This is a genomic window from Bacillus sp. FH, assembly GCF_052216825.1.
GTDB classification, from domain to species: Bacteria; Bacillota; Bacilli; order Bacillales; family Bacillaceae_G; genus Bacillus_A; species Bacillus_A paranthracis.
In genome coordinates, this window is sequence record NZ_JBQOUU010000001.1 from 1,214,486 (window position 1) to 1,240,100 (window position 25,615).

The window sequence follows — 25,615 nt, forward strand, 5'->3', positions numbered from 1 at the left end:
TCCCCCTGAGTTTTAATAGTAATCTATTTATTTATTTATCATTAAGCTTTCGCATTATCTCTACTAGCACAGTCACAATTTGTTCCGCATTTTCCGTAAAGCACTGTCGTTTTTTCATCTTCAAAATGTCCGATTGTTCCTTCACATACTTGGCATACGATTGTTCCCATTTTTCATTTCCCCCTAAGTTTATGGTCCTAAAAACTTTCAGCTGTCCATTTCCTATCAATTATTGGGCTTTTGTATGCTCTGTGTGATCACATCCGCAAGATCCACATTTCCCGTAAAGTACTGTTACTTTCTCATCCTCGAAGTGTGCAATTGTACCTTCACAATCTTGACATACGATTGTTCCCATTTTTCATTTCCCCCTAAGTTTATAATCCCAAAAACTTTTTTGTAACCGCTTAACTTTCTGTCTTTATTTTAATATGTTATACTTTTTACGTCAATAGGTTTTTAGTATAACACATTAAATATTTTAAATTTAAATTAGTATGCGATATTCAAATAAAAAAACAGCCATATTTATACGTACGACTGTTTTACATTATTTATTCTTCGTATTCCGCATGCAAAGATGTAGATGGAACTAGAAATGAGAAAAACTGAGATAACTCAGCTGCTTCCTCTTCTGAGCCTAATTTGAACACTTCCTGTAAATGTTGAACATTCTCTACATCATCTCGTCCAAGTAAAGTAGACCTTCCTGTTTGCATGCAAACAATAAGTGGCTTTCCAAAGAACATATTTGTATAAATAACACCAAAATCATAACGATTATCATGTGTCATAAACCCCAAAAATCGTACCTTCACACTTTCATGCTCATCATACAATTTTTCAAACATCGGTTTCCACCTTTCTACATCACCTTTCATTAGTATATTAAACAAAAAAAGGAATACTCCTTTTAATTGTCAAAAAATTCAGTAGGATGTAGAATGAGAGTATTCTACTAAGTTAGGGGGAACTTATATGCAACATGCCTTTATTACGCTTGTACCTAAATCCAATCAACAATCTGTTTCAATAGATGATATAAAACAACTTTTTCATTATTATAAAACAGTTACTTCCAAAACCGGTGTTCAAATTAATTACGCTTATACAAATACCGCTTTTCCGTATGAAATTTTAGATACATCAGCAACAACATTCAAACTACAATCTACTCACGATCGATATGACTCCATTTATGTTGGTGTCGGTATAGAAAAGGAACAAACTTATATTCAAGTTTCTTTACCACCTAATGCAACATTTGGTGATAAAGGAAAAGCAAATGAATTTTGCCGTTTTCTAGCGAAGAAATTAGAAGGAGAGTTAAAATTATTTAATGGAAGAACAATGTATTTCTATAAACGTTAATTTAAAAAATAGAAAATATAATTAAGAAAAGTATGCAATTTGAACACGTAAGGAATAATGCCTGCTTTCTAATTTGCAATACAAAATATGCGATCACATATGCTAAATAAAGAAATACAAAAAATAGAATAACTTTATAATGCAACTTATCACCATTTGACAATGATAATACAACGGAAAAACCACTCCATAATAAAAAATGATAAAATATAACATGTAATATTCTCATGGAACCTTCTCCTTTGACATGCTCTATTTTATTAATATATGGTATTAAGTTTGAATCAATTACATATTACACGAAAGCATATATATGGCTTTTGGATTTATATATGTTTTAACAATTCAATTAAATTATTATATATTCATTCGACAAGTACGTATAAAGACCTTGCAAGCCACTTTTATTATAAAATAAAAAATAGCCCATCTCTTTAAATAAGAGATGGGCTATTTTCATTACTTAAATTATTTTACAATGTGAATTGGCATTCCAAGAGCAACTTCAGCTGCTTCCATTGTGATTTCACCTAATGTTGGGTGAGCGTGGATTGTTTGAGCGATATCTTCTGCTGTCATTCCAGCTTCGATAGCTAAACCAATCTCAGAAATAATATCAGAAGCGCCTGCACCTGCAACTTGAGCACCTACAAGAAGACCATCTTCTTTACGTGTTACAAGTTGTAAGAAACCGTCAGTGCTGTTTAATGATAATGCACGACCGTTAGCAGCGAATGGGAACTTAGATACAGTTACAGTCATTCCAGCTTCTTCAGCTTGTTTCTTAGTGTAACCAACAGATGCTAATTCTGGATCAGTGAAGCATACTGCAGGAATTCCGATGTAATCGATAGCTGACGCATGGCCACTAATTGCTTCTACAGCTACTTTACCTTCGTAAGAAGCTTTGTGAGCTAATGGTGGTCCAGGAACGATATCACCGATTGCATAGATGTTTGGTACATTTGTACGACATTGCTCATCGATTTCGATGATGCCGCGGTCAGTCATTTTAACTCCAACTTGCTCAAGACCGATTTCTTGAGTGTTTGGACGACGACCTACAGTTACTAATACGTAATCTGCTTCTACAGTTTGGATTTCACCTTTAACTTCGAAGCTAACTTTTACGCCAGTTTCTGTTTCTTCAACGCCTTTAGCCATAGCTTTTGTATGGATTGTTACGTTACCTTTTTTCTGTAGAGCACGTTTAACAACAGAGCTCATAGCTTTTTCGAAACCAGCTAAGATTTCGTCGCCAGCTTCTACTACAGTAACTTCTGTACCGAAGTTAGCATATGCAGTACCTAATTCCATACCGATGTAACCGCCGCCGATTACAACAAGTTTTTTAGGAATTTCAGGTAAGCTTAAAGCACCTGTAGAGTTGATAACACGTTTAGAGTATTTGAATCCTGGAATTTCGATTGGTGTAGAACCAGTTGCAAGAACAGCATTTTTAAACGTATAAGTTTGAGCTGCATCTTCAGTCATTACGCGTAATGTGTTAGCATCTACGAAGTAAGCTTCACCGCGAATGATTTCAACTTTGTTACCTTTAAGAAGGCCTTCAACACCGCCAGTTAATTTCTTAACTACGCCGTTTTTCCATTCTTGAACTTTTGTAAAGTCAACTTTTACGTTCTCTGCAGTGATACCCATGTCATCAGAATGCATTGCATTCTCATAACGATGACCTGCATTGATTAACGCTTTTGAAGGAATACATCCAACGTTTAAGCATACGCCACCAAGGTTAGCTTTTTCAATAATCGCTACCTTTTGACCTAATTGTGCTGCACGAATTGCCGCAACGTATCCACCAGGACCTGCACCAACAACGACTGTATCTAATTCAATTGGGAAATCTCCTACTACCATTGTTATTACGCCTCCATTACTAATAATTGTGGGTCATTCAATAGACGTTTAATTTGGTTTAATGCTTTTTGAGCAGTTGCGCCGTCAATTAAACGATGGTCAAAGCTTAGAGATAATGCTAATACTGGAGCTGCAACGATCTCACCGTTTTTCACAACTGGTTTCTCAGCGATACGGCCGATACCAAGGATTGCTACTTCTGGGTGGTTGATAACTGGAGTGAACCATTGTCCACCTGCAGAACCAATGTTTGTAATTGTGCAAGAAGCGCCTTTCATTTCAGCAGGAGCTAAACGACCTTCACGTGCTTTACCAGCAAGATCATTGATCTCGTTAGAAATTGTGAAGATAGACTTGCGATCTGTATCTTTAACAACTGGTACTAATAGACCTTTGTCTGTATCAGCTGCGATACCGATGTTGAAGTAATGTTTATGAACTACTTCTTGAGAAGCATCATCTAAAGAAGTGTTTAACATTGGGTATTCACGTAATGCAGATGTTAAAGCTTTAACAACGTATGGAAGGTAAGTTAATTTAATACCTTTGTCAGCTGCCACAGCTTTGAACTTCTTACGATGAGCAACAAGTTCAGTTACATCTACTTCATCCATTAATGTTACGTGAGGAGCTGTATGTTTAGAGTTAACCATTGCTTTCGCAATTGCTTTACGGATACCACTCATTTTCTCACGAGTTTCTGGATATTCACCAGCTGGGATTGGTTGTGCTTTTGGTGCTTCTTCTTTCGCTGCTGCTGGAGTAGCTTCTACTGCTGCTGGAGCCTCAGTTGCTGCTACTGCTTGTCCACCATTTGCAAATGCATCGATGTCAGCTTTTACGATACGACCGTTCTTACCAGAACCAGCTACTTTATGAATGTCTACGCCGTTTTCACGAGCATATTTACGAACAGATGGCATAGCGATTACGCGCTCATTTACTACTTCTGCAGTTGCTGCTGGAGTAGCTTCAGCTTTAGGAGCTTCTTCTTTTGCTTCTTCAGCTTTAGGAGCTTCGTCATGATCGTCGCCTTTAAATTTAAGGTTTTCGTATCCAGGAGCATCAAATTTAATTAATGTATCTCCAACTACTGCAACCGTACCTTCTTCTACAAGTACTTCAAGTACTTTACCTTTAACAGGAGAAGGAATTTCTACTACTGCTTTATCATTTTGTACTTCAAGAAGTACGTCGTCTTCGTTTACTTCGTCGCCTGGTTTAATAAACCATTTTACGATTTCACCTTCGTGGATACCTTCACCGATATCTGGTAGTTTAAATTCAAATGCCACGGAATTCAGCCCCCTGATTCATTTCTTTATTATGGAATATGGCAAAAGAAATCAGCATGTGCTGATTTCTTTTGCACATGAATAAGTAAAAATTAGAAGTTCATTACTTTGTTAACAGCTTCAACAATATCTTTATGGTTTGGTAACCATACGCTCTCAGCTTGAGAGAATGGGAATACTGTATCAGCAGCTGCAACACGTACAACTGGAGCTTCTAAGTTTAAAATTGCACGGTCGTTAATTTCCGCTACAACGTTAGCTGCAATACCAGCTTGTTTTTGAGCTTCTTGAACTACAACTACGCGGCCTGTTTTTTCAACAGAAGCGATGATTGTTTCGATATCTAATGGTTGAACTGTACGTAAGTCAACAACTTCTAAAGAGATACCTTCTTTTTCAAGTTCTTCAGCAGCTTTTAATGCAGCGTGAACCATAGCACCGTAAGCGATAACAGATACATCTGTACCTTCACGTTTGATGTCAGCTTTGCCTAAATCAATTGTGTATTCACCTTCTGGTACATCTTGACGGAATGAACGGTACAATTTCATATGCTCTAAGTAGATAACTGGATCGTTGTCACGAATCGCAGAGATTAAAAGACCTTTTGCATCGTATGGAGTAGATGGAATAACAACTTTTAGACCAGGTTGTTGAGCCACTAAACCTTCTAAGCTATCAGCATGTAGTTCAGGAGTATGAACACCACCACCGAATGGAGAACGAACTGTTACTGGAGCAGTCCAACGTCCACCAGAACGGTAACGCATACGAGCTAATTGACCAGAAATTGAATCCATTACTTCATAAACGAAACCGAAGAATTGGATTTCTGGAACTGGACGGAATCCTTCAAGTGCAAGTCCAACTGCAAGTCCACCAATACCAGACTCTGCAAGTGGAGTATCCATTACACGGTCTTCACCGAATTCAGCTTGTAAACCTTCAGTAGCACGGAATACACCGCCGTTTACACCAACGTCTTCACCAAACACAAGTACGTTAGGGTCATTTTTCATTTCAACGCGTAAAGCATCAGTGATTGCTTGAATCATTGTCATTTGAGCCATGGCTTACTTCGACTCCTTTTCTTTGTAAATTTCATATTGTTCAGCTAAGTTGTAAGGCATTTTTTCGTACATGATTTCCATTAAATCAGTAACTTTTTGTTTTGGAGCTTGGTCAGCCTTAGCAATTGCTTGTTTGATATCTTCTTTTGCTTCTTCGATTACTTTCTCTTCAACTTCTTGAGACCATAGGCCTTTGTTTTCTAAGAATGCACGGAAGCGTACGATTGGATCTTTTTGTTCCCATTCGTTCTCGATATCTTTTGTACGGTAACGAGTTGGGTCATCACCAGCCATTGTATGTGGACCGTAACGGAATGTTAAAGTCTCGATTAAAGTAGGACCTTCACCATTTACTGCACGCTCACGAGCGAAAGCAGTTGCTGCGTATACAGCTAATGGATCCATACCGTCTACTTGAATTCCGTAAATACCTGCTGCTACTGCTTTTTGTGCTACAGTTTTAGCTGCAGATTGCTTTTCTACTGGAGTAGAGATTGCATAACGGTTGTTTTGTACAACGAAGATTGCTGGAGCTTTGAATGCACCCGCAAAGTTCATACCTTCGTAGAAGTCACCTTGTGAAGCACCACCGTCACCAGTGTAAGTAATTGCAACAGATTTTTTACCACGTAATTTCATACCTAACGCAACACCAGCAGTTTGGATGATTTGCGCACCGATGATGATTTGTGGAGCAAGTGCATTTACGTTCTCAGGCATTTGGTTACCCATGAAATGTCCACGAGAGAATAAGAATGCTTGGTATAATGGTAAACCGTGCCATACTAATTGTGGCACATCACGATATCCTGGTAAGATGAAATCTTCTGCTTCAAGTGCGAAATGACTTGCTAATTGAGAAGCCTCTTGTCCAGCTGTTGGTGCGTAGAAACCTAAACGTCCTTGACGGTTTAAAGAAATAGAACGTTGATCTAGTACGCGAGTATACACCATACGGCGCATTAATTCTTTTAATTGATCATCAGATAATTCAGGCATAGCTGCTTCATTCACAACTTCGCCTTTTTCATTTAAAATTTGTAATGTTTCAAATTGAGCTGCGATAGCTTTCATTTGCTCATCAACATTAAATAGGGTCTTTTTTGTTTTAGTACCCATTCCGTTCACCTCTTCCTCTCTTGAACCATATTCTGAAACGCTTTCACTATCTATTAGCTAGATGGAAACCGCAACAATGTAAACCAACAAATTTATTTGTCGGTTGAGAATAATTTTGTGTACCTAACAATCTGTACTAATGTTTTTTCAGAAACATATTAATACAATCTTGATCACGTTTTTTAGTTTACAACTATTCTAATTACGATGTCAATTACTTTGAATACGTTTTTTTATAAATAATCTGCAGGTTTCTCCTACACAAACGTGTTTTTATTTTTCACATCTGTATTAGTAAGCATTAACCTACTGTTATATTATTCCCTTTTTAACTTGTTTTTTCTCTTAGAATAATATGTAAACGATTTAATTCCCTTTAGTTTTTCTCTCTTCTTAGCAAAAATATACAAACTCTTCTTCCTTTTATAGGTAATTACCCATACATTTCTACTCTTCCCTCCATACATTATAGTAACCGCAGTATTAGCGGGAAATGATAAAGGAGGTCATCTCATGTACGGATATTCATATTGCTATCCAACTTGTTCATATCCTTCCTACGGTTATGGCGGTTCTTGTGGTGGGTCTGGACGCGGCTTCGCCTTAATCGTTGTGTTGTTTATTCTTTTAATTATCGTTGGTGCTGCTTGCATTCGCTAATGTAAAATGAAACAACTATGGAAAGAAAGAGACGGCTCTGCCGTCTCTTTCTTTTTATTCCTACATAACCGATCTATCTTCCCCTTACTTGCCGATGACTTTTTCCATCTCCTTTGGTAGACTAAAAAGGAAAGGAGAGATTACATATGCTTACAATGAAAGATGTAATTCGCGAAGGAGATCCTATTTTGCGAAACGTTGCAGAAGAGGTAGTACTACCAGCGAGCGAAGAAGATACAAATACTCTTAAGGAAATGATTGAATTTGTAATAAATAGCCAAGATCCTGAAATGGCTGAAAAATATAGTTTACGCCCTGGAATCGGATTAGCGGCTCCGCAAATCGGTATTTCAAAAAGAATGATTGCGGTTCATGTAACAGATACGGACGGTACGTTATATAGTCATGCATTATTTAATCCAAAAATCATTAGCCATTCTGTTGAACGTACATATTTACAAAGTGGTGAAGGCTGTCTATCAGTAGACCGTGAAGTACCTGGTTATGTCCCTCGTTATACAAGAATTACAGTGAAAGCAACTTCTATTAACGGCGAAGAAGTAAAGTTACGTTTAAAAGGGTTACCAGCAATTGTATTTCAACATGAAATTGACCATTTAAATGGTGTTATGTTCTATGATCACATTAATAAAGAAAATCCATTTGCCGCTCCTGACGATTCAAAACCTCTAGAGCGATAGTAAAAAAGGCGGAATATACTCTTCCGCCTTTTTACTATATGAAATAGATTCCATATTCACTTATAGCAATCCAGCCCATTTTAAACCATGATATATACCGTCTTCACTAACATCCTTTGTCACATGATTTGCAAGTTTTTTCAAGTCTTCATGACCATTCCCCATCACAATACCTGTCCCAACTGCTTCAATCATTTCTAAATCATTTAAGCCATCCCCAAATGCATACACTTGTTCACGGTTAAATCCTAATTTTTCAATGAATTTCTCAATCCCTTTTGCCTTAGAACCACCATTTGGAATAATATCCATTGAATACGCATGCCAGCGAATAAAATGAAAGTCTGGGTACTGATTTATAAACTTTTCTTCTTCATTTACTTCACAGAAAAGAAGTGTTTGATAAATATTACGCTTCTCATAAAAATCAGGTTCATATGCTGGATGCTCAAAATGTAAACTGCCAAACCCTTCTTTCACATAATCATGATATTCCACTGATGCTCTCATTTCTTGATGATCAAGATATACAAGTGGATATCCTTCTTGTTTTGCAAACTGAGTAAACTTATGTAGAGCAGCTGGATGTAATGGGTTATTAAATACTACCTCATCTTCAAATACAACGTACTGTCCATTAAAGCTAACATAATTGTGGATATTAAGTTCCTTACGAATATCTTCGAACATAAATGGCGCACGTCCTGTCGCAATTGCTACATGCACGCCTTTTTCTTGTAACTGCCTTACTGCGTCACGCGTAGGTTGCGGAATCTTCTTATCATGATCTAATAATGTTCCATCAATATCAAAAAAGACAATTTTATCATTCATTTGTCAAAATCCTTTCTGTTACTCTATATTCCTATTTTGATTATCGCTTTTCAAATGCTAAAAAAAAGTATAACATATTAAACATCTGTGAAGAAAGCGTTCACTTTCTGACCTTATTTATGAAACCTGCATATATATATTAGTAAAAAATGTGGATACTTGTTCGTATGAATTTTCTTTTCTATTCTTTCTCATACTATAGCTATAACTAACGGCTACTAATCGTTACTATAGAATAACTTTCTCTGTATGAGAAAAGACAAGATTCAACATTCACTTTTGTCCTCTTTCTTATATCAGAGACGGCGTTTTCACTAGTAATATGCATGTTTAAAATAAGGAAAGGAAGGAGTAATCATGCTGAAGAAGCTGAAGAAAAAGCTGAAGCGTTATTTAAAAGATCTAGTCCGTAAAAAGACGATCGCTTAAATTGTGCCCATTTCGGGCTTTTTCTTCATTCTCATTCGAAAAAACATGAAAATCGTGACTGTTTGCTTTATAATAAGTAACAGATAATGCAAAACATAGACAAGGAGAGGTTTTCCAAATGATTTTTAAAGTATTTTATCAAGAAAAAATGACTGAGGTTCCAGTACGTGAAAATACAAAAGTTTTATATTTAGAGGCTACGTCTGAGAAGGATGTTCGTACAAAATTAAATAAGTTCGCATATAATATCGAATTCGTTCAGTCTGTGACTGGCAATCATCTTGAATATGAAAAAGAAAACGCTGATTTAACATTAGCGGAAATCGTATAGTCATATGAAATTTCTAAAGAATGATCAAGCAGCCGTTTTTGCTTTAGGTGGCCTTGGTGAAATCGGTAAAAATACATATGCTGTTCAATTTCAAGATGAAATTATTATAATTGACGTCTGGAATTAAATTTCCAGAAGACGAACTCCTCGGAATCGATTATGTAATACCAGATTACACTTATTTTGTGCGAAACGAAGATAAAATTAAAGGATTATTCATTACACATGGTCACGAAGATCATATCGGTGGAATTCCTTACTTATTACGTCAAGTGAACATTCCGATTTATGGCGGAAAATTAGCAATTGCACTAATCAAAAACAAATTAGAAGAGCACGGATTACTTCGTAAAGCAAAACTTTATGAAATTCAAGAAGATGATGTTATTAAATTTAAAAAGACATCTGTTTCCTTCTTCCGTACAACTCACAGTATCCCAGATTCATACGGAGTTGTTGTGAAAACACCTCAAGGACAAGTGGTTCATACTGGAGATTTCAAATTTGACTTCACACCAGTTGGTGAACCAGCGGACTTAACAAAAATGGCTGAAATCGGAAAAGACGGTGTACTTTGTCTCTTATCTGACAGTACAAACAGTGAAGTTCCAAACTTTACAATGTCTGAGCGCCGTGTTGGTGATAGTATTCAAGATATTTTCCGCAAAGTAGAAGGTCGTATTATCTTCGCAACCTTTGCATCAAATATCCATCGCTTGCAACAAGTCGTTGAAGCGGCTGTTGAAAACAATCGTAAAGTGGCTGTATTTGGCCGAAGTATGGAGGCAGCGATTGAAATCGGACAAAACCTCGGTTATATTCGCTGTCCGAAAGATACATTCATAGATGCATCTCAATTAAATCGTCTACCGGCTAATAAAGTTGTTATTTTATGTACAGGTAGTCAAGGGGAGCCAATGGCAGCACTTTCACGTATTGCTAATGGTACCCATCGTCAAATTCAAATTATTCCTGGCGACACAGTTGTGTTCTCTTCTTCACCAATCCCTGGTAATACAATTAGTGTAAGCCGTACAATTAATATGTTGTACCGTGCTGGTGCTGATGTAATCCACGGAAAACTGTCAAACATTCATACGAGTGGACACGGTGGACAAGAAGAACAAAAACTAATGCTTCGTCTAATTAAACCGAAGTATTTCATGCCAATTCATGGTGAATATCGTATGCAACGTATGCATATGAAATTAGCAAATGATTGTGGTATTCCAGAAGAAAACTGTTTCATTATGGATAATGGTGATGTTCTTGCCTTACGTTCAGATGAAGCAAGTGTAGCTGGTAAAATACCATCTGGATCTGTTTATATTGACGGAAATGGTATTGGAGATATCGGTAATATCGTATTACGCGATCGTCGTATCCTTTCTGAAGAAGGACTTGTTATTGTCGTTGTAAGCATTGATATGAAAGAATTTAAAGTTGCAGCAGGGCCTGATATTATCTCACGTGGTTTCGTTTATATGCGCGAAAGTAGTGATTTAATTAATGATGCTCAAACATTAATTACAACTCATTTAGAAAAAGTAATGGAACGTAAAACAACGCAATGGTCTGAAATTAAAAATGAAATTACAGATACATTAGCACCATTCCTATATGAGAAAACGAAACGTCGCCCAATGATTTTACCAATCATTATGGAGATATAAGAAAAAGGACAATACCTTTATGGTATTGTCCTTTTCTCTTATCTTAAAAAGTGCTTGAAACGATCTACTTCATCGTCATGACCAATTACAATTAATATATCTCCCGCTTGAATGTTTTCCGTAGCTCGAGGAGATACAATAACTTCTTTACCACGTTTAATCGCTACAATATTCAATCCAAACTTCGCACGAATATCTAATTCGATTAAAGAATGACCATCGATTTTTTTATTTGCAATAATCTCTACAATGCTATGCTCATCTGAAAGCTCAAGATAGTCTAATACATTACTTGATGCAATATTATTAGCAATCCTTTTTCCCATATCACGCTCTGGGTGCACAATGTGATCTGCTCCTATTTTACTTAATACTTTTTCATGGTAATCATTTTGAGCTTTTACAGTAATATTTTTTACACCTAACTCTTTCAGAATTAACGTTGTTAAAATACTTGAATTCAAATTGTCCCCAATCGCAACGACTACATGATCAAAATTACGAATACCAAGACTTTTTAATACCATCTCATCTGTTGAATCTGCAATTACAGCATGTGAAGCTATATTTGCAAACTCATTAATTTTATCCTCATCTGAGTCAATTGCCATTACTTCCATACCTAATTGAGCAAGTTCTCGACAAATACTTCCACCAAAACGCCCAAGCCCAATGACAGCAAATTCTTTCTCTTTTTCACCCACAGGAATTCCTCCAATAACATCGAATACTATGTATTTTTATTGTAACATACTTTAGATTTGCTACAAAAACCTGTATATCATTCTTTATTTTTGTTTTTGCATATAAAAATACTGTTGTAAATAAAATGCGATACTGAAAATTAACATACCAAATACAAATATGTTTCCAAATGAACTAAACGTTTCAAAAACGAATAATAACGTTTCTTGTCCGAAGAAAGCAAATAATAGTTGTGTGAATGCGAATAGCAATGCCAATATATAATGGTGTTGATGAAATAAATAATGCGTTGCACCTAAAAAAGCGATAAACGAAAGAATGAAAATCCACCAATTTTCTAAAAACAGTTGCCAATTCGTAAATTGATACCCATTTACTAATATCGCAATAATTGCTATAACCGCCATCGTTGGCACACTCCATAACAATGCACGCCCTCTAAAGAAATGCGTACCTTTTACATCTCCCTTTTCATTTGCAATGTATGTTAGCACGACAGTACTTATATACAACACAGAGAGAATTGTTAAAACAATTATGAGCCAAAAATGCAACTGATAATATTCATGTTCTATATTCGTCACGATAGCAGCTAGCATACACGGTATTAGCATTCCCGTCCAACCATCTACTTTTCTCTCATTCCAAAATACCGTATTACCAATACGAATTCCTAATAGCATAAAAATAATGATACCTAGTACAAATAATGTAGTCTTATTTCCTACTAAGCTCGTTGAAAAAGCAATTAATCCAATAAATAAAAAAAGAACAAACCCATTCATAATTTCTAGTACAGGTGATAAATACCTTTTCACCCAGTTGTATGTCTCTTCATATTCATTATTATTCGCTAAACGGTAGGCATAAAAACTTATCCCAAAATAAACCGCCGCAATAATAACATATGTATATAAAACAAAACATAAAATCGCACTGCTAATCTGCACGTAATTCCCCACCCTTTTTTCTACGTTTCACCTTGATTTTACACACTTTCCACACGAATTGTAAACATATATAAGCTAGTTAACTAATCATCTTCTCAATAAGCGATAATGAATAATGAGCAGCGGCTCAAAACCACTGCTCATTATTTTATCCATTTGTATGCCGATGTGTATTCAAAACAAATATGAAAAATGTTTTCACCTTGGAACTAACGAATACCCACCAAGTTGGCGAGCAAATTTACTTTCTAGTTCCCTTCCATTTTACATATTGATCTAAAAATACGATAGCTTTCTCAATAGCCTCTTCATCTGGCTTTAATTTTGCATGATGTAAACCATATTCTGAATTTACCCCAAGCCAAAACATAAATCCAGGAATCTCTTGAAGCATATAACCAAAATCTTCACCTGTCATTGCCTCAGTACATGTAATTACTTTCATATCAGTTTGTTCACTTACAAATTGCATAAACTCTCTCGTTAATGCTTCATGATTGTATACTTGATGATACATCGCTCCGTAGTCAATAACGGCTTCACATTGGAAGGAAGCTTCTATACCTGCAACAATTGCCTCAATCCTACTTTTAACACGGCTCATCGATTCCACTGATAACGTTCGGATCGTTCCCTCTAATCGAGACTTTTCTGCTATGATATTTTGAACTGTACCGCCTGTTATTTTTCCGATTGTAATTACTGCACTATCAAGTGGGTTTACATTACGACTAATAACAGACTGAAGCTGTGTAACAAGGTGACTAGCTGCGACAATCATATCATTTGCAGTATGAGGATAAGCTGCATGTCCACCTTTCCCCTTTAAATCAACATATAACTCTGATGTATTTGCAAATAATAGCCCCTCTTTTGTAGCAATTGTCCCTACAGGGTATTCAGGTGCAATATGAAGGCCGAGAATAATATTTGGCTTCCATTCTTTTAACTCTTCACTCTCTAACATAGGAAGAGCCCCTCCAGGCCCTTCTTCAGCTGGTTGGAATAGAAATACAAGGTCATCATCTATTCTTTCTGTTACAGCTGCTGTTAGGAGGCCTAAACCGATTGTCGTATGTAAGTCATGTCCACATGCATGCATCATTCCTTCATGAACAGAAGCGAACTCATATCCAGTTTCCTCTGTAATTGGTAAACCGTCTATATCTGCGCGATAACCTATAACTTTTTCTGGATTCCTTCCCTTTACTTTAACAATAACACCTGTTCTCCACACTTTCACTTCCACATGTTCATTCGAAAGCGTTCCTATGTAATCTAAAATATACTGTTGTGTTTTCCACTCTTTAAATCCAATTTCCGGTATTTTATGTAAGTCTCTACGAATTTGAACGAATTTGCTTACTACCATTTTTGCACCTCTATCTATAAAAAGCGTAAGAGCCTGTTTATGCTCTTACGCTTTTTTGTTTTTATTTCTCTGGGTTTAATTGACGAAGTTCTTGTTTAATTTCAGTTTTTGCTTTTGTCTTCTCATCAATCTCTTTAATTACACGTGCTGGAGTACCTGCTACAACTGTATATGGAGGTACATCTTCTGTTACAACAGCTCCTGCTGCTACAACTGCACCTTTACCTACTGTAACTCCCTCTAACACAACTACGTTAGCACCAATAACAACATCGTCTTCAACGATAACTGGTTTTGCTGAAGGTGGCTCAATAACACCTGCAAGTACTGCGCCTGCACCTACGTGACAGTTCTTACCAACAGTTGCACGTCCACCAAGTACCGCGTTCATGTCGATCATAGACCCTTCACCAATTACAGCACCGATATTAATTGTTGCATTCATCATAATAACAGCGTTGTCGCCGATTTCAACGTGGTCACGAATAATCGCACCTGGCTCAATACGAGCTTTAATACCTTTTAAATCAAGCATTGGAATTGCAGAATTACGACGGTCATTTTCAACAACGTAATCAACAATGTACTTGCTATTTTCATCTAGAATTGTCTTAATTTCAGACCATTCTCCAAATAATACACCAGACTTTTTATTTACAAATGCTTGTACCGTTTCAGGGAATGTTACTTCTTTTAAATCCCCTTTTATGTATACCTTTACAGGAGTTTTCTTTTCACTTTTTTGAATAAACGAAATAATTTCGTTAGCGTCCATCATTTTCATTCTTGTTGCCTCCTAAATCCATTTATAATGTTACTCTACCAAACGATAGGGCGAGTAGCAAGATAATAATCCTATTTTTCCATTTGAATTTCTTCTATAATTTCTAAAAATGCTTGTACTTGCTTCAATTGTCTAGCTGATTCACTCGTCAATAACCATGTTTCTCTCGTTAATTGGACAGATGTTTTATACATATTTTCCTGTACTTCTTTTAGAACAGTAGAAGGTAAAAGAGCATAACCTATACCATTTAAAACGAGTTGTTTGCAAGTCTCAATTTGATCAACGACAATCGTTCTCTTAGGTGGATTAGAAAATAAACCATACCACCAATTTTGTATTTGTCCATAATAAGTCGAATCACTTTTAAATTGAATAAATGGTCTATTTGTTTCTTTTAACATCGAAATATCTTTTATTTCTTTATCCACTAAATAAAGTTCATCTTCAAATAATTGTTGCTTCTGGCCTTTATATTCTTGTGTTCCTCTCAATATAGCAACATGCACGTCTCCTTCATAAAATTGCTTTTGCACCTCACTACTCCAGCCAGTAAACAGCGATATTTTTACAGAAGGATATTTATGTACAAACTTCTTCAAAACAGGAGGAAGCCAATATTGACCAATAACTGATGCGACAGCTATTTTTAACGTCCCGTGAGTTTCTGTTCTAAAAACAGCTAGTTCACTTTTAATATCCTCTTCTCTTTGTAGCATTTCTTTTGCGTAATTTGCAACTTTTTCCCCTTCAGGTGTAATTGTCAATCCTTTTTGCGAGCGAATAAAAAACTTCATTCCCCATTGTTTCTCCATAGATTGTAATCGTTGACTAAGCGCAGGTTGTGAAACAAATAAACGTTCCGCCGCTTTTCTCATATTTGATTCCTGTGCTAACACAACCATCATTTGAAAATCATCAATTTGCAACTTTCTCCCTCTTTCCTTAGCTTCCATACACCTTATCTCAATAAGCTTTTCATCCGTAATTTAACTACATACGCTTATATTTTTTATCTTTTTAAATATAATACATACACAACTGATATGCACGAAAAAAAGTGACTTCTTCGGTTCTATGAAGTCACTTTTCTCACATTATCGATTATGTTGCCTTACTTTTTTATTCAACAATTTTAAAATCGCTCGACGTGTTAAAATCCCCTCAAAATACCCATCTTCATTGACAGCGCAAATAAATGGATGATCAATAGTCATTTCTAATGCTTTTGCAAACGAATCTTCTAACTTAAGAACCGGAATATCTTTCTTCATTACTTGCTCTACTTTCATCTCTTCAAGTCTTTCAAACTCAATGCGTTCTAGCCCTAACATACCGTCTAAAATCATAGCAGTACTAATTAACCCGTGCAATTTGTACATCGGGTCCAAAACAGGTATCGCCGAATATCCAGATTTCACAAGTACGAGTAAAGCATGCTCTAAACCATTCCCTATTTGAACGTGTGCTACTTTTTCTGATGAAATCATTAAATCTTTTACAAAAATTTGTTGAAACTCGTCTTTTGGAATACTAATCATATTACATCCCCCATTTTCCCTTTTTCCTGCTTATAATCACCGGCTCTATTCACATTTTATGACAGCGTTTTCATATTATTATTTTGTCCTTACATTCTTTCAGTAAAAAACAAAATTACACAGCTATTTTAGCATATAACACAAAAAAAAGACTACCATTCCGGTAGCGCTTAATACCCTTTATTTTTTAATCTGTAAAATAACCTTGTGATTTTTTTATATTGCATCACGTCTGTCTTTTTTAAACCATTCTCGATATCTGTAAGTTCCACAGCTAAAATTTCACTCGCATAATTTTGCTGAAATAAAATATCTAGTAACAAACTTTCCTCTTCTTCCGTTAAAACAAAATCCCTTTTCATATACCCCTCTCCTTATACTCACATCGTTACCATTATTATATAAAATTTTCAGCCTATTTAATAGATGTAATATTCAGTTTTTAGTGGAAGAAATATATAAATTGTTTTTATTTCGTATATCGATTCGCATAACTAAACGCCGCATAAGCATCTGGCTTAATTTTTGCAGTTAATCCCATCGCTTGAATTTTCGCTGTCATATCTAGAATAAATTCTTTTGTTAAACCATCATTTCCGATATCTAAGTGAATCTCCATTATAAAACCAGCCCCATCTTGAGCATATGGATGCAATAAATCCCATATTGTTTGTATATGATTTGGAGTAAATAGGCATGCGATTTCTTGACTAAACTGCGTCTCTAAATATATTTTCTCACGTAAAGTTGCTGGCTTATCTTTTACTGATTGATGGTGTAAACACCCCCAGGCTCCTTTTCCAACGCGATGAATATGAATTGCTGTAATAAACCTCGTATCCTTTTGATGTGCTTGTGAGTCTGTCCCAATGGATAAACGATATAAATTTCGCGGATCCTTTTCAATGAAGTTACAAATACGGGTAAAGACCATATCAAAATTTAAATGCCTCTCTGAAACATTATAAAATTTATGTTCACCGGCCACATAGTCACGTCCTTTCAATTAGACAGACTTTTCGTATTCTCATTGTATGGGACAAAAACAAAAATTATAACTCCCTACCCTTTATTCGTTTCAATATTCCGAATTACATAATGGCAAACTTGGCACGTATAAATTACGTTTTGATTCGATTGAGCCGTTAGTACATGAATAATCTCAGCAGAATTGTGACAATTAGGACAAATCACAACTGGTAAACGTTCCATATAACACACCTCCTCACTATTTTCATCCCGCTATTTACTATCCGTCCTCAATTGGTGATGGATAATAAGCTGTATAGGACGAAGAAACCCTACTAATTACACTTTCACTTTATTACCATTGTAGGAAAAATGAAAAATCCTTATACATATATACTAAAAGTAATAGAACTAAAAAAGGTGTTGCCCTATGGCAACACCTTTTTTATATGTATCAAGAAATGATATCGTAAATCTCAATTGCAACCATGTCGATATTATCGAATTGATACACTTGAGGTTTTTCACCTTGTTGATACACTTCTAACTCATACATTTCACTTTTATCGAAAAATTTCACGCTACATTTGCGCTCACCGTTCACTTCAAAATAGCGTTGTGCTACTTCACCGCTTTCAGCTTGTTCTTGTAGACTAACAAGTCGAGTTAAAATTCCTTGGAGTAGAGACATGAAATCTCTCCTTTCTCTAATCTTCCTACCAATAGGTTTTACAGCTATACTCATTCTATCCGTCATAACAGAAAAAATGTTCCACACTCTAGGATAAAGGTTATTGGCCAGAAACTCAACTAAAAATTTGTCGAAATACGAAGGAAAAAACAGAAAGAACATCTTTTCCCTTCTTTATTGCGATTTTTATACTGGAAGAATATAATAAAAAACAGTAAAAAGGAGGAATTGCAATGAAAAAAATTGAGGTTTACACACAACCTGATTGTCCGCCATGTGTTATTGTGAAAGAATTTTTAAAGCATAATAACGTTGTATACGAAGAGTTTGACGTAAAAAAAGACGCCGCTGCTCGCAATCGTCTTTTATATGACTATGATTCTTATTCAACTCCGACGGTTGTAATTGATGGAGAAGTTGTTGCTGGTTTTCAAATTGAAAAATTACAACAACTTCTTAATATAGAATAGGAATAGGTAAAGACCTATTCCTATTTTTATCCCGATATATTTTGGAAGTATGCATCTGATTGTGGCAAGTTCATATTAAACGGGATATGCCCCTGATTAAAGTTTCACTTTATAATTGTTGTAACCTTTTTATTTCAGTTAAAAGTTCTTGACTTTCATGATATCCAGCCAATTTCCACTTCCCTTGATCTCTTTGCAATGTTAAAATTTGATATTGTCCACTTTTCGCCCGCTCATAAACATATAAAATTTTATGCTCTTCATCATATGACATTTTCGTTTCTGAATTAAAAGAAAATGGCGCTTCTTTTGCTGGAAGTAAATATTCACCACTTTGTTTATCACTTCTACTATTTTCATCTGTAAATACTTGAAGGAAATTCTCTGTAAAATATGGTGATAACGTTTCTATCATCTTATTCATCGGCAAACGCTTCCCACGAATTGAAAATTGGCTTTCATAGCCTTTTTGTATCGTTACAAACACTTCTTTCCGATCGACTTTCACTTCCTCTTTTCCTAAAACAGTTGTAACACTATAACCAACTAGAAAGGCAACGCATACAAATAGAACTAACCATATTCCATATTTTCTCATTTTTTCACCTTCCTTTTAAGAAAACTTGTCTTTGTAGTATTCATTGTAACAATGATTATGCAAAGAAAGGGCTGGTTTCGTTCGTAAAATCTTTACAACGATAGACAGCATTTTCGGCACCATTTTCACTATTACCAATTTATGATAAAAACAAACAAAAAATGCACGAATCTCTTCGTGCATTAAAATAAAACATCTTCTTCATATAAATATTCATACGATAAATCTATAAATAAAAAGTTTTCATCATCAATCGGGAAAGAAAATGTTCGTACCATCTCACCGGTTTCAATATCAGCATATAAATCTGAAAGTCTTGCCTTATTCTCAAAACGCATTTTCATAATATTCTCTAGAAAATACGGGCGCCAACTCCAGTTCTTCATATAATACTCAGGCATCACAATCCATTCCCCATCTTTTTTCATAACGTTTCCTGATTGTTGGAAACCATCTTCGTTACAAATAAATATACGAAAACTACATTGTGATACACTTTGGCTAAATTGTAATAACCAATCATTTATATCTTCATTCTTTTTCTGTTTGGCTAAAACATCGCCAATTCGATCACGTAACATTTCTGTTAAATTATAAATCTTTTGTAGTTTTTTCTTCTCATGTTGAATAAATTGATGACACTCATTACCAAGTCGTTCTTTCAAAACGTTCGTTTCAATAAAATCAGGTAAGCATTCTTTCAAATAATTCCCTTGATAGTACCTACCACCGTTTTTCCATGCATATTGTAATTGATAAAAAGCATCTATTTCTTCATATAACAATGTCGCACCAATTCTTCTAGCAAGTAATGATAAAGAATATAAAATATCTTGATAAGATTGTAAAAGTGCAGTTTGCCTTAAATTTGTTAAATCTACTTTTAAAATATCAGGTGCTAACACGCTAATACGTTCTAAATTACTTGTACCTGTTCCGACTTTATTAATCGAAATTTGAATACCGTATGTACGATAATACATAAGCAAATGATTAAATTGCTCTATATCTTCTTTACATTCATGTTCTGTAATCTCTAAAACAATGTTTTTCAAATTTAAACCTTGTTTTTCATACATCAATAAAAGTTGAAGCAAACTTTCATCATCATCGTTCATTAATACGTTAGCATTCCGATGTATAAATAATAATAGTTTTTGATCACTTTCTAAATAACGATTTAAAGCTTTTTCTACTATAATGTTATCCGCTTCTAGTTGAAACTCACTTGGAATAGAGTCATCATGAAAGAAAGAAGCTAAACTTTGTATGCCCTCTTCTGTTTGAATACGCCCTACTACTTCATATCCAATTACAGTATGTTCATCAGCACTAAAAATTGCTTGATAATAAGGAAGGACTTTATCCAAGTTACTCATTACATCTAATGCATCTATCAACGTGCTTCCCTCCCTTTACTTTTCAAAAATTATAACATGATATTTACGGAAAAATAATAAAAAATCCCTTCAGTTTTCCTGAAGGGATTAGAGGGGTAAAATGCTAAGGGGAATTAGCAATTCTACTATGAAGAAAAAAGAGGTCTTAAATATAACGTATATATGACCTCTTGTAAACACTTTTCTTTCATATGTCACAATTCCGTCACATTTTTCTTATCCCTTTTAAAATGGATATTGATGTAAATGTTGTCCTCCATCCATTGTCATGCACGTTCCATTTATGTACGCAGCTTCATCTGAACATAAATAATAAGCTAGACCTGCAATTTCTTCTGGCGTACCCAGTCTTCCAAGCGGAACACTTTGTATCGTACGCTTAGCCATTTCTTCTGAAATCCATAATTTATCAGCACCGCCCGTACGTTCAATTGGTCCTGGCGCAATAGCGTTAACTCGGATTCCATATTTACGTCCCCACTCAACAGCGAGTGTTTTCGTCATTGCTAATACTCCAGCCTTCGCTGCAGCCGAATGAATAACTCCCGGACCTGCATCCCACGCATATGTTGCTACCATGTTAATGATATTTCCTTTTATACCTTTTTCAATCCAATATTTTCCGACAGCCTGGCTACAGTAAAATGTACCGTTTAACACAATATTAATAACCGAATTCCAGCCGTTCACGGATAAATCTTCTGCTGGACAAATAAAGTTTCCAGCTGCATTATTTATTAAAATATCAATTCGTCCAAACTTCTCATCAATCTGTTCAATCATTTTCTGAATATCATCCGTATTTCTTACATCCATTTGTACCGGTAATATTTGTCCTGGAAATTGTTCAATTTCCAATTTTGTTTCCTCTAGTTTTTCCTTTGTACGTCCTGTAATAACAACTCGTGCCCCTTCTTTTGCAAAACGAGTCGCCATTCCTTTTCCCATTCCACTCGATCCACCTGTTATAATAACTACTTTTTCTTTCATATATATCCCCTCCAAAAAATGAATACACATTCATTTTATCATTTTATTTAATAGAAATCTTTATATTTTTAAACTTTTCTGATATTTTAACGTAAAGAGATTTCTTTTCATTCGTTTTTTCGTAATCAATACTACTTTTTTATTATTTAAAATATATTTCAAATAAACTGAAAAGGAGGTTTGAGTAACCTGTAAATAGAGCGAACATATATGATATAAGTCAAATAGGTATACTCATATTTTTATGAAGAAAATTACAAGAAGAGATTTTTTAAAAACTGGAATGCGAACTTGTCTATATTCATTTATAACGACTAGCATCGGATACTATTACGCTAAATATATTGAGCCTCATCTACTCTCTTTTACAGAACATACACTGAAATCACAACTCATACCAAAAAGTTTTCATGGTATGAAGATTCTTCAATTCAGCGATTTACATCTCGGATACTATTTCTCTCTCCACCATTTATCTAAAATCGTTTCTAAAATTAATGCTGTAAAACCCGACATTGTTCTTTTTACTGGCGATCTCATTGATAATTATCAAACATATACTGACACTCCTTTCGTTGCATCCATTTTAAAAAATATACAAGCTCCCTTCGGTAAATTTTCTATTTATGGTAACCATGATCACGGCGGATATGGAACGGAGTACTACGAACACATCATGCGTGAATCTGGATTTGAACTATTACTAAATAGCGAAAAGAAAATCCGTCTGCTGGATAATAGTGAGATTTCCATTTTCGGTCTTGATGATATACTATTAGGCAAACCAAAAATAAAGGAGACACTACAGCGCGCTCGGAAAAACACTTATAACATTGTTCTTGTTCACGAACCAGATATTGCACCGCAAATCGCTAACTATCCAGTTAACTTACAGCTTTCTGGTCATAGTCATGGCGGACAAGTACAAATTCCTTTTTTGGGCGCTATTATTACCCCAGCACTTGCTAAAAACTATGTAGAAGGTTTCTATACGATCCAAGATTTAGCTCTCTATGTCAACCGAGGCCTTGGAAGAACTCGTGTCCCCTTCCGATTTATGTCAAAACCTGAAATTACGATTTTCACGCTCCAACATTCGTAATCATTCGCCTATTTTCTTACATATCCTTTCTTGTACGCGCTCATCCACGTTTCATTTACCATATGATAAAAGTGAGTCCAATAAAGGAGGTTTGTTCATGTATCCATATTATCAACCAATCCCAGTCCGTTCAGCACCTATTGGTCCAGTAGGCGACTCACGCTTCTTTCCATTTTTTGGAGTTCCATTTCTAGCTGGTATTGCTGGTGGACTGCTTGGCGGGGCATTAGCTTTCGGTCCTAGACCATATTACCCACCATATCCACCACCTTTTCCACCGCCAGCACCTTACCCTTGTTATGGTGGACCTTGTCAACAGCCATACTATTATTAATGTACCGCAACAATTCTACCAATGTTATTCCCTCTCTTAACCGATTCATAATCCATTAACATGCTTACAATAAAAACTATTCTCTCTACGCATGCTTCTATTTTGAGAACATACAATAAGTAGAGAACAAAGTAAAAACCTCTTTTTAAAAAGAGGTTTTTACTTTGTTCTCATTATTCGGCATCTGTGTTTTGATACGCCATCTTAAATAACTTCACTTGGCTATCAATCTCTTCTGCCCCATTATTAATAACATAATAATAGTCACCGTCTTTATTTTGTTCACGTGTTTTCACATTATCAGCTAAAGTAAGCTGTAAAATCGCCTTAATTCGTGCCTTCATTTCAATATCTAATATCGGGAAAGATATTTCTACACGTTTCTCCATATTTCTTGTCATCCAGTCAGCTGAAGATAAATATATTTTCTCTTCTCCATTATGATGGAAATAATAAATACGGCTATGTTCTAAATATCTCCCGACAACACTAACTACCCGAATATTTTCACTTACATTTGGAATACCAGGTCGTAGGCAGCATGTTCCTCGCACGATGAGCTCTACCTTTACTCCAGCTTGTGATGCTTCATACATTTTTTTAATGAGTGGTTTATCAGTTAACGAATTCATTTTAGCAATGATATATCCATTTCCATATTGCCTATGATAACGAATTTCTTCATCTATTAAATCGATAAATTGCTCTCTTATATCAAATGGCGCAACCGATAAATGATGAAAATGCGGTTTTGTTGTATAACCACTCAAATAATTAAAGAAATTTGTTGCATCGACCCCAAAGTCTTTTCGCGATGTAATATAGCCAAAATCGGTATATAGCTTTGCGGTTGCATCATTATAATTTCCAGTCCCAAGATGTACGAACCTTTCGATTTTTCCGTTTTTTCTTCTTACAACTAGTGTAATTTTACTATGTGTTTTCAAATGACTTACACCGTAAATAACATGACATCCCGCCTGTTCTAATTCTTTAGCCCAATGCACATTATTTTCTTCATCAAATCTTGCCTTTAATTCAACTAATACTGTCACTTGCTTCCCTTTTTCAGCCGCTACCTTTAGCGCCTGAATAATCGGCGAATCCCCACTTACTCGATATAATGTTTGTTTAATTGCAAGTACATTCGGATCGTCTGCCGCATCACGAACAAAATCAACTACTGGCTGAAACGATTCAAAGGGATGATGTAATAAAATATCATGCTCAATCGCTTTTTCAAATACATCTTCTGCATCCCCTAAGTCTTGAGGCCGTTGCGGAATAAGAGCCGGATATACTAGATGCTCATATAAAGGAGCTAGTTTTTTATATAAAGAAAATAGACATGTTAAATCTAACGGTCCATCCATTATATACACATCTTCATCCTTTACTTCCAACACCTCATATAATAATGCTAATACTCTTTCATCAATATGCTCTTTGCCAACTTCTAAACGTACAGCAGCTCCCCACTTACGCTTTTTTAATTCTTTTTCAATTACCTTTAATAAATCTCTCGCACCTTCTTCGTGAATTGTTAAATCCGCATTGCGTGTAATACGGAAACGAGTAACAGATGATACTTTATATCCTGTAAATAATTTATGAGTAAAACTACTAATTACGTCTTCTAATAAAATAAATTTATGCTTTTGTCCTTCACTCGGTAAAAATATGAAACGTTCCAGTAGTGAAGGAACTTGTACAATTCCTAACTTCGTGCGGTTTTCTTCTTCCACTTGTTTCTCATCATATAAAAGAGTAGCTAAATTTAAACTTTTATTTAATAACATCGGAAATGGACGATATGCATCGATAGCAACAGGTGTTAAGACTGGGAAAATTTGTTCATCAAAATACTCTTCTATAAATTCTCTCTGTTCTTTCGTCAAATCATGGAATGTTAAACGCTCAATCCCCTCTAACTCCAGCGCTGGCAACACATAATTTTTAAACGTACCATACTGTACGGTCATTAATTCATGTGCTTTTATCGCAATTTTATTTAGTTGCTTTTTTGGTGTTAAGCCGGCCTTATTTTCTGGTTGGTTAAAACCGGCACTCACTTGATCCTTCAATCCTGCCACGCGTACCATAAAGAATTCATCTAAATTTGAGCTAAAAATGCTAATAAACTTTAATCTTTCTAAGAGTGGATTCGTTTCATCTTGTGCTTCTTGTAGTACACGTTCATTAAATGCTAACCAACTTAACTCTCGATTGTTGTAATAAGCTGTATCATTTAAATTTACTATATTCCCCTTCGATAATTCCATTCTCTTCACACTTCCCCTTGAAACTTTTTTACTATAATTTAGTTACTTTCATTTTAGCAAATT

At 35.3% G+C, this 25,615-nt stretch carries 30 protein-coding genes and 1 pseudogene; 8 read left to right on the forward strand and 23 right to left on the reverse strand.

Annotated features, from left to right (window positions below; genetic code table 11):
* Nucleotides 1-41: 41 nt before the first annotated feature.
* The 3 genes from ACTT1L_RS06340 to ACTT1L_RS06350 form a co-directional block, all read right to left on the reverse strand.
* The gene (locus ACTT1L_RS06340) at nucleotides 42-170 is read right to left on the reverse strand and encodes a GapA-binding peptide SR1P (RefSeq protein WP_000536805.1); all 129 of its coding nucleotides are present in this window, start codon (nucleotides 168-170) and stop codon (nucleotides 42-44) included.
* A 59-nt stretch (nucleotides 171-229) separates the two neighbouring features.
* Nucleotides 230-358 carry a GapA-binding peptide SR1P gene (locus ACTT1L_RS06345; RefSeq protein ID WP_000536778.1) on the reverse strand — a complete coding sequence of 43 codons (129 nt, stop codon included), beginning with the start codon at nucleotides 356-358 and terminating at the stop codon, nucleotides 230-232.
* A 196-nt stretch (nucleotides 359-554) separates the two neighbouring features.
* The gene (locus tag ACTT1L_RS06350) at nucleotides 555-851 is read right to left on the reverse strand and encodes a DUF3055 domain-containing protein (protein ID WP_001993838.1); all 297 of its coding nucleotides are present in this window, start codon (nucleotides 849-851) and stop codon (nucleotides 555-557) included.
* 127 nt (nucleotides 852-978) lie between these two features.
* On the opposite strand from ACTT1L_RS06350, the gene ACTT1L_RS06355 reads away from it, so the two are divergent.
* On the forward strand, nucleotides 979-1,371 hold the full coding sequence (locus tag ACTT1L_RS06355) for a DUF1885 family protein (protein ID WP_001163309.1): 393 nt from the start codon (nucleotides 979-981) through the stop codon (nucleotides 1,369-1,371).
* Nucleotide 1,372: 1 nt separating this feature from the next.
* On the opposite strand, the gene ACTT1L_RS06360 is transcribed toward ACTT1L_RS06355, so the two are convergent.
* From ACTT1L_RS06360 to pdhA, 5 genes are all read right to left on the reverse strand, one after another.
* The gene (locus ACTT1L_RS06360; RefSeq protein ID WP_001221351.1) at nucleotides 1,373-1,600 is read right to left on the reverse strand and encodes a hypothetical protein; all 228 of its coding nucleotides are present in this window, start codon (nucleotides 1,598-1,600) and stop codon (nucleotides 1,373-1,375) included.
* A 239-nt stretch (nucleotides 1,601-1,839) separates the two neighbouring features.
* Nucleotides 1,840-3,252 carry a dihydrolipoyl dehydrogenase gene (gene lpdA / locus ACTT1L_RS06365; RefSeq protein WP_000260111.1) on the reverse strand — a complete coding sequence of 471 codons (1,413 nt, stop codon included), beginning with the start codon at nucleotides 3,250-3,252 and terminating at the stop codon, nucleotides 1,840-1,842.
* A gap of 5 nt (nucleotides 3,253-3,257) precedes the next feature.
* Nucleotides 3,258-4,547: a pyruvate dehydrogenase complex dihydrolipoyllysine-residue acetyltransferase gene (gene pdhC / locus ACTT1L_RS06370; RefSeq protein ID WP_000863427.1), complete on the reverse strand. Its 1,290-nt coding sequence runs from the start codon at nucleotides 4,545-4,547 to the stop codon at nucleotides 3,258-3,260.
* A 92-nt stretch (nucleotides 4,548-4,639) separates the two neighbouring features.
* Nucleotides 4,640-5,617: a pyruvate dehydrogenase complex E1 component subunit beta gene (gene pdhB / locus ACTT1L_RS06375; RefSeq protein ID WP_000068166.1), complete on the reverse strand. Its 978-nt coding sequence runs from the start codon at nucleotides 5,615-5,617 to the stop codon at nucleotides 4,640-4,642.
* A gap of 3 nt (nucleotides 5,618-5,620) precedes the next feature.
* The gene (gene pdhA / locus ACTT1L_RS06380) at nucleotides 5,621-6,736 is read right to left on the reverse strand and encodes a pyruvate dehydrogenase E1 component subunit alpha (protein WP_000536893.1); all 1,116 of its coding nucleotides are present in this window, start codon (nucleotides 6,734-6,736) and stop codon (nucleotides 5,621-5,623) included.
* 513 nt (nucleotides 6,737-7,249) lie between these two features.
* Between pdhA and ACTT1L_RS06385 the strand changes: the two genes are divergently transcribed.
* Both ACTT1L_RS06385 and def read left to right on the forward strand, forming a co-directional pair.
* Nucleotides 7,250-7,396 (forward strand): YjcZ family sporulation protein, encoded by a 147-nt coding sequence (locus tag ACTT1L_RS06385; protein ID WP_000274562.1) that lies wholly within the window; start codon nucleotides 7,250-7,252, stop codon nucleotides 7,394-7,396.
* Between the two features lie 146 nt (nucleotides 7,397-7,542).
* A complete protein-coding gene (gene def, locus ACTT1L_RS06390; RefSeq protein ID WP_000957059.1) occupies nucleotides 7,543-8,097 on the forward strand; it encodes a peptide deformylase in 555 nt (184 codons plus the stop codon).
* A 60-nt stretch (nucleotides 8,098-8,157) separates the two neighbouring features.
* Here the strand turns inward: def and ACTT1L_RS06395 are convergent, their stop codons facing one another.
* Nucleotides 8,158-8,931 (reverse strand): Cof-type HAD-IIB family hydrolase, encoded by a 774-nt coding sequence (locus tag ACTT1L_RS06395; RefSeq protein WP_442821832.1) that lies wholly within the window; start codon nucleotides 8,929-8,931, stop codon nucleotides 8,158-8,160.
* A gap of 547 nt (nucleotides 8,932-9,478) precedes the next feature.
* Between ACTT1L_RS06395 and ACTT1L_RS06400 the strand changes: the two genes are divergently transcribed.
* Complete coding sequence (locus ACTT1L_RS06400; protein ID WP_000576444.1) at nucleotides 9,479-9,691, forward strand: DNA-dependent RNA polymerase subunit epsilon; 213 nt, start codon at nucleotides 9,479-9,481, stop codon at nucleotides 9,689-9,691.
* 4 nt (nucleotides 9,692-9,695) lie between these two features.
* Nucleotides 9,696-11,364 (forward strand): annotated as a pseudogene (rnjA, locus tag ACTT1L_RS06405) (ribonuclease J1).
* A gap of 38 nt (nucleotides 11,365-11,402) precedes the next feature.
* Here the strand turns inward: rnjA and ACTT1L_RS06410 are convergent.
* The 10 genes from ACTT1L_RS06410 to ACTT1L_RS06455 form a co-directional block, all read right to left on the reverse strand.
* Nucleotides 11,403-12,068 carry a potassium channel family protein gene (locus ACTT1L_RS06410; protein ID WP_000504032.1) on the reverse strand — a complete coding sequence of 222 codons (666 nt, stop codon included), beginning with the start codon at nucleotides 12,066-12,068 and terminating at the stop codon, nucleotides 11,403-11,405.
* Nucleotides 12,069-12,152: 84 nt separating this feature from the next.
* Nucleotides 12,153-13,019 (reverse strand): hypothetical protein, encoded by an 867-nt coding sequence (locus ACTT1L_RS06415; RefSeq protein WP_001167329.1) that lies wholly within the window; start codon nucleotides 13,017-13,019, stop codon nucleotides 12,153-12,155.
* A gap of 241 nt (nucleotides 13,020-13,260) precedes the next feature.
* Nucleotides 13,261-14,391 carry an N-acetyldiaminopimelate deacetylase gene (locus ACTT1L_RS06420; RefSeq protein ID WP_000261645.1) on the reverse strand — a complete coding sequence of 377 codons (1,131 nt, stop codon included), beginning with the start codon at nucleotides 14,389-14,391 and terminating at the stop codon, nucleotides 13,261-13,263.
* Nucleotides 14,392-14,452: 61 nt separating this feature from the next.
* Complete coding sequence (gene dapD / locus ACTT1L_RS06425) at nucleotides 14,453-15,175, reverse strand: 2,3,4,5-tetrahydropyridine-2,6-dicarboxylate N-acetyltransferase (RefSeq protein WP_000783248.1); 723 nt, start codon at nucleotides 15,173-15,175, stop codon at nucleotides 14,453-14,455.
* 71 nt (nucleotides 15,176-15,246) lie between these two features.
* Nucleotides 15,247-16,131 carry a LysR family transcriptional regulator gene (locus ACTT1L_RS06430; RefSeq protein ID WP_086707946.1) on the reverse strand — a complete coding sequence of 295 codons (885 nt, stop codon included), beginning with the start codon at nucleotides 16,129-16,131 and terminating at the stop codon, nucleotides 15,247-15,249.
* A 141-nt stretch (nucleotides 16,132-16,272) separates the two neighbouring features.
* Entirely contained in the window at nucleotides 16,273-16,716 is a 444-nt protein-coding gene (gene cbpB, locus ACTT1L_RS06435) for a cyclic-di-AMP-binding protein CbpB (RefSeq protein ID WP_000623568.1), read from the reverse strand.
* 170 nt (nucleotides 16,717-16,886) lie between these two features.
* Nucleotides 16,887-17,078, reverse strand: a complete 192-nt coding sequence (gene abbA, locus ACTT1L_RS06440) for an antirepressor AbbA (RefSeq protein WP_000817428.1) — start codon at nucleotides 17,076-17,078, stop codon at nucleotides 16,887-16,889.
* Nucleotides 17,079-17,185: 107 nt separating this feature from the next.
* Nucleotides 17,186-17,704, reverse strand: coding sequence for a ribonuclease H-like YkuK family protein (locus tag ACTT1L_RS06445; RefSeq protein ID WP_000896650.1), 519 nt, complete (start codon nucleotides 17,702-17,704; stop codon nucleotides 17,186-17,188).
* A gap of 74 nt (nucleotides 17,705-17,778) precedes the next feature.
* The gene (locus ACTT1L_RS06450; protein ID WP_000440537.1) at nucleotides 17,779-17,928 is read right to left on the reverse strand and encodes a hypothetical protein; all 150 of its coding nucleotides are present in this window, start codon (nucleotides 17,926-17,928) and stop codon (nucleotides 17,779-17,781) included.
* A gap of 211 nt (nucleotides 17,929-18,139) precedes the next feature.
* Complete coding sequence (locus tag ACTT1L_RS06455; protein ID WP_000055151.1) at nucleotides 18,140-18,376, reverse strand: YkuJ family protein; 237 nt, start codon at nucleotides 18,374-18,376, stop codon at nucleotides 18,140-18,142.
* A gap of 233 nt (nucleotides 18,377-18,609) precedes the next feature.
* Between ACTT1L_RS06455 and ACTT1L_RS06460 the strand changes: the two genes are divergently transcribed.
* Nucleotides 18,610-18,846 (forward strand): glutaredoxin family protein, encoded by a 237-nt coding sequence (locus ACTT1L_RS06460; RefSeq protein WP_000717880.1) that lies wholly within the window; start codon nucleotides 18,610-18,612, stop codon nucleotides 18,844-18,846.
* A gap of 109 nt (nucleotides 18,847-18,955) precedes the next feature.
* Here ACTT1L_RS06460 and ACTT1L_RS06465 read toward each other — a convergent pair whose 3' ends face one another.
* The 3 genes from ACTT1L_RS06465 to fadH all read right to left on the reverse strand — a co-directional run bounded on the left by ACTT1L_RS06465 (nucleotide 18,956) and on the right by fadH (nucleotide 21,834).
* Nucleotides 18,956-19,444, reverse strand: coding sequence for a DUF3993 domain-containing protein (locus ACTT1L_RS06465; RefSeq protein ID WP_076875544.1), 489 nt, complete (start codon nucleotides 19,442-19,444; stop codon nucleotides 18,956-18,958).
* A 182-nt stretch (nucleotides 19,445-19,626) separates the two neighbouring features.
* Nucleotides 19,627-20,844, reverse strand: coding sequence for an EAL domain-containing protein (locus ACTT1L_RS06470; RefSeq protein ID WP_000564304.1), 1,218 nt, complete (start codon nucleotides 20,842-20,844; stop codon nucleotides 19,627-19,629).
* Nucleotides 20,845-21,069: 225 nt separating this feature from the next.
* Entirely contained in the window at nucleotides 21,070-21,834 is a 765-nt protein-coding gene (fadH, locus tag ACTT1L_RS06475; RefSeq protein WP_000660909.1) for a 2,4-dienoyl-CoA reductase, read from the reverse strand.
* Between the two features lie 244 nt (nucleotides 21,835-22,078).
* Here fadH and ACTT1L_RS06480 point away from each other — a divergent pair, with 244 nt between their 5' ends.
* Together ACTT1L_RS06480 and ACTT1L_RS06485 are read left to right on the forward strand one after the other, a co-directional pair.
* The gene (locus ACTT1L_RS06480) at nucleotides 22,079-22,936 is read left to right on the forward strand and encodes a metallophosphoesterase (RefSeq protein ID WP_000724508.1); all 858 of its coding nucleotides are present in this window, start codon (nucleotides 22,079-22,081) and stop codon (nucleotides 22,934-22,936) included.
* A gap of 97 nt (nucleotides 22,937-23,033) precedes the next feature.
* Nucleotides 23,034-23,270, forward strand: coding sequence for a hypothetical protein (locus tag ACTT1L_RS06485; RefSeq protein WP_000283743.1), 237 nt, complete (start codon nucleotides 23,034-23,036; stop codon nucleotides 23,268-23,270).
* Nucleotides 23,271-23,443: 173 nt separating this feature from the next.
* Here ACTT1L_RS06485 and ACTT1L_RS06490 read toward each other — a convergent pair whose 3' ends face one another.
* Nucleotides 23,444-25,552: a polyphosphate kinase gene (locus ACTT1L_RS06490; protein ID WP_000423563.1), complete on the reverse strand. Its 2,109-nt coding sequence runs from the start codon at nucleotides 25,550-25,552 to the stop codon at nucleotides 23,444-23,446.
* Nucleotides 25,553-25,615: the final 63 nt, after the last annotated feature.